Consider the following 4445-nt stretch of genomic DNA (forward strand, 5'->3'; position numbering starts at 1 on the left):
CCGCTGCTGCCGGTGGTGATGCGCCTGGCGGCGGAGTTGTCCCCGGCGGGGAACTGGGCGCTGCTGGCCCGGGCCGTCCTGGAGGAGCTGGCCTCCGTCGGGGTGCCCGTGCTGCTCGGTGTCCGGCCGGTGGAGGGCCGGGTGCCGCTGCTGCTCGGCCTGCGGACGGAGTCGGAGCGCACGGCGGTCGCGGACCGGGTGGCGGCGGCGCTGCGGGCGGGCGTGGAGCGGGCGGGCCTGGAGAGGACCGGGGCGCATCCGCCGGTGGTCGTGGTGGGCGTCGCGGGCGGCTGGGCGGCGGCCTCGGCGGGACTGCGGCACGCGGCGGAGACCGCGACGGCGGCGCAGGGCCTGTCGGACCGGCCGTGGTACGACGCGCGGCGGCTCGACATCGACCTGCTGCTGTGGCGGCTGCGGGACCACCCGGACCTGGCGGCCTTCGTGGAGCGGGCGATCGGTCCGCTGCGCGATCACGACCGCACCGCGCGGCCTCCGCTGCTGCCGACCCTGGAGACCTACCTGGCGCACGCGGGCCGCAAGGCGGAGACGGCCCGGGAGCTCCACCTCAACCGGCAGACGCTCTACAACCGGCTGGCCCGCATCTCCGAGCTGCTCGGTACGGATCTCGACGACCCGCAGACGGTCCTGGCCCTCTCGCTGGCCCTGCGCGCGCGGCGCCACACCACGTGACCGGAACGGGGGCAGCGGCGGCCGTGAACAGCCGTGGGAACAGCCGTGAAAACAGCGGAGGCGAGGAACACCCGCTCCTCGCCACTCTCAACGTATAGCAGAGAGGGGGCCTTGCGGCAAGGCCCCCTTCGTACCGCAGAATCACTGGCCTCACCCCCCGAGCTGCGGAAATGGGAGATTCACCGAAGTGTGCTCCAGTGCGTTCGACCTGCCCGACCGACTCTCCCCCAAGGCCGACCCGGCGCTGATCGCCGGTGACGAACGGCATTTCGCCGCCGTCGCCGAAACTCTGGAGCAGTCGATCTCCGAACTGTCCGACCGCCTGGCCGAGGTGCGCAGGGCGCCCGGCGGCGCCGGCCGCGAGGCCATGGAACGGGACTCCGAGATCCACCGGCTCAGCGGCCGGCTGCGCACCCTGCGCCGCTTCGGCCTGGACCTGTGCCTCGGCCGGGTGGTCGGCGCCGGAGACGAGGAGCCGGTGTACATCGGGCGTCTCGGTCTCACCGACAGCACCGGCCGCCGGCTGCTCGTGGACTGGCGCACCCCCGCGGCGGAACCCTTCTTCGCCGCGACCCACGCCCATCCGATGGGGCTCGTCAGCCGCCGCAGGTACCGGTGGTCCGGCGGGCGCGTCACGGACTACTGGGACGAGGTGTTCACCGCCGACGGCCTCGAAGGGCACGCGGCCCTGGACGACCAGTCCGCCTTCATCGCCAGCCTGGGCGGCAACCGGTCGGAGCGGATGCGCGACGTCCTCGCCACCATCCAGGCCGACCAGGACGCCATCATCCGCGCGGGCTCCAAGGGCGCCCTCGTGGTCGACGGCGGCCCCGGCACCGGCAAGACCGTCGTGGCCCTGCACCGGGCCGCGTATCTCCTGCACTCCGACCCGCGCCTGGGCCACCGCAGGGGCGGCGTGCTGTTCGTCGGCCCCCACCAGCCGTACCTGAACTACGTCGCCGACGTGCTGCCGAGCCTCGGCGAGGAGGGGGTGCGGACCTGCACCGTGCGGGACCTCGTCCCCGAGGGGGCGCGGGCGGTCCCCGAGAGCGATCCGGAGGTGGCCCGGCTGAAGTCCTCGGTGGCCATGGTCCGCACGATCGAGCTCGCGGCCCGGTTCTACGAGGAGCCGCCCACCGAGGGGCTGACGGTCTCCACCCCCTGGGCCCAGATCCCGCTGACCGCCGACGAGTGGACCGAGGCGTTCGAGGCCGCCGAGGGCGCCCCGCACAACGAGGGCCGGGAACTCATCTGGGAGGAACTGGGCACGATCCTGCTGGAGAAGCTGGACAGCGACGTCCCCGAGGACCAGTTCCGCCGGGCCCTGCGGTACGACAAGGAGCTGTCCGGGGCCCTCGCCTCGGCCTGGCCGCTCCTGGAGGCGACGGACCTCGTCGGGGACCTGTGGTCGGTGCCCGCCTATCTGCGGCTGTGCGCGCCGTGGCTGGCCGCGGACGAGGTGCGCCGCCTGCAGCGGACGGACGCCCACGCCTGGACGGTCTGCGACCTGCCGCTCCTGGACGCGGCGCGGCAGCGGCTCGGCGACCCGAAGGCGTCCGTGCGCAAGCGGCGGCACGACGCCGCCGTCCGGGCCGAACGCGAGCGGATGGCCGGGGTCATCGACAACATCGTCCGGTCCGACGCGGACGGCGAGGGCGCGGTCACCATGCTCATGGGCCGGGACCTCCAGGACACCCTGATCGACGGGAGCGCGCTGCCCGGCGCCCTGACGGACCCCCTCGCCGGACCCTTCGCGCACATCGTGGTGGACGAGGCGCAGGAACTCACCGACGCCGAGTGGCAGATGCTCCTGTCGCGCTGCCCCTCGCGCAGCTTCACCGTCGTCGGCGACCGCGCCCAGGCCCGGCACGGCTTCACGGAGTCGTGGACGGAGCGGCTGGAGCGGGTCGGGATGGACCGGATCGAGGTGACCTCCCTGGGCATCAACTACCGCACGCCGGAAGAGGTCATGACGGAGGCGGAGAAGGTGATCCGGGAGGCTCTCCCCGACGCCAACGTGCCGGTCTCGGTCCGCGGCACGGGTGTGCCGGTCGTCCACGGCCCGGCGACGGATCTGGACGCGGTCCTGGACGGCTGGCTCGCCGAGCACGCCGAAGGCGTGGCCTGCGTCATCGGCGCCCCCTCCGTCGGGGACCGCCCGCGCGTCCGGTCCCTCACGCCCGGTCTTTCGAAGGGCCTGGAGTTCGACCTGGTCGTCCTGGTCGATCCGGAGGCCTTCGGCACGGGCATCGAGGGAGCGGTGGACCGTTACGTCGCGATGACCCGCGCGACCCAGCGGCTGGTGGTCCTGCGCTCGGCGGCGGCCTGACCGCACCGGGCCGGGGCGCCGGCCCCGGTGCCCGCGCCGCCTCAGCGCCCGGACAGTTCGTCGTACACGCTCAGGACGTGGGCGACGGTCTCGTCCTCCGTCGGCCAGGTGCGGGCCTGGGTCCGGCCGGCCGCCGCCAGGTCCATGCGGCGGTCCGTGTCCTCCAGGAGGCCGCGGACCGCCTCCGCCAGGGCGGCCGCGTCGCCGTACGGGACGAGCTCGGCCGCGTCCCCGACGAGTTCGGGCACGCCGCCGACGGCCGTCGCGACGAGCGGGACGCCGAGGCGCAGGGCCTCCTGGGCCAGCAGGGAGCGGGCCTCCCAGCGGGAGGGGAGGACGGCGATGTCCGCCGCCGCGAGGAGTTCCGCCACGTCGTCGCGGCGGCCGATGAGCCGGACGGCGAGATCCTCGTCCTCGATCCGCCGCTGGAGCTGGGCGCGCCGGGGGCCCTCGCCGGCGATGACGAGGAGCGGCCGGGGGGCGAGTTCGCGCCAGACGCGGGCGGCGTCGAGCAGCGTCCCGTACCCCCGGCCGCGTTCGAGCGCTCCGACGGCCATGAGCAGGGGCCGCTCGACGGCGCCGAGTTCGGCGCGGGCCTTGCCGTCCTGGAGGCAGACGGGCCCCCGCCCGGCCGGTACGGCGACGGGCGCGAGCCGGGCGTCCCGGGCACCGCGCCTGCGGGCCCGGTCCACGAGTTCGGAGGAGGTGGCGAGGACGACGGCCGCCGCCCGCGCGGTCCTGCGCTCCAGGAGCCGCAGGACGCCGCCGCGAGGCCCCTCCGCGTGGGCCCGGGTGTGCCAGGTGGTGACGAGCGGGGTACGGGCCGGGGCGCCGCCGCCGGAAAGGGCGAGGGCGGCCCGGACCGAGGCGTGCAGGCCGTGGGCGTGGACGACGTCCGCGCCGATGGAGGCGTTGCGGACGGCGGCGACGGCCGTCAGGTCGCCGGGGCCCGGCAGCGGGACGAAGTGCGCGCCCGCGCCGGCGTAGTCGTAGAGGCGGTCCAGGCCGGCCGGGGCGCACACGGTCACCCGCACGCCCCTCGCCACCAGCCCCGAGGCAAGTGATCGGACGTGCGCGCTGCTGCCCGCGCTGCCACCGCCCAGCACCTGGACCGTACGGAGCTGTGTCACGCGCCCAAGGATGCCAGCCCGTGCCCGCGACCGTACGCACGTTCCGGCGCCGAAATGGCGTCGTGCCCTTGTGCGGTCGGGGCCCCGGCGGCCGGATCCCGCCCCTCGGATCACCCACACGGGTGAGCGCGCGGTGCGGGCCCGACGGCGCCCGTCATCCCGCGCGCCCGCGGTCACTTCCGCGCGCCGTCCCACTCCCCCCAGGCCGCGGCGGCGATCAGCCCGGCCGCGTGCGCGACGAGCCCCGGCCGTCCGTTCCCGGCGGCGACGGCCGCGCCCAGGGCGGCACCGAGCGC

The 4445-nt window shown here is 75.7% G+C and carries 3 protein-coding genes; 2 read left to right on the top strand and 1 reads right to left on the bottom strand.

Annotated elements, in window-relative coordinates:
- Both RIF68_RS28415 and helR read left to right on the top strand, forming a co-directional pair.
- The coding region (locus RIF68_RS28415; RefSeq protein ID WP_309054154.1) for a helix-turn-helix domain-containing protein at nt 1–690 on the top strand (690 nt) is incomplete at its 5' end.
- Between the two features lie 187 nt (nt 691–877).
- Nucleotides 878–3019 (top strand): RNA polymerase recycling motor ATPase HelR, encoded by a 2142-nt coding sequence (gene helR, locus RIF68_RS28420; RefSeq protein ID WP_309054155.1) that lies wholly within the window; start codon nt 878–880, stop codon nt 3017–3019.
- 41 nt (nt 3020–3060) lie between these two features.
- Here the strand turns inward: helR and RIF68_RS28425 are convergent, their stop codons facing one another.
- A complete protein-coding gene (locus RIF68_RS28425; protein ID WP_309054156.1) occupies nt 3061–4149 on the bottom strand; it encodes a glycosyltransferase family 4 protein in 1089 nt (362 codons plus the stop codon).
- Nucleotides 4150–4445 lie beyond the last annotated feature (296 nt).

It is taken from the genome of Streptomyces sp. (assembly GCF_031178505.1).
Classification (GTDB): domain Bacteria; phylum Actinomycetota; class Actinomycetes; order Streptomycetales; family Streptomycetaceae; genus Streptomyces; species Streptomyces gulbargensis.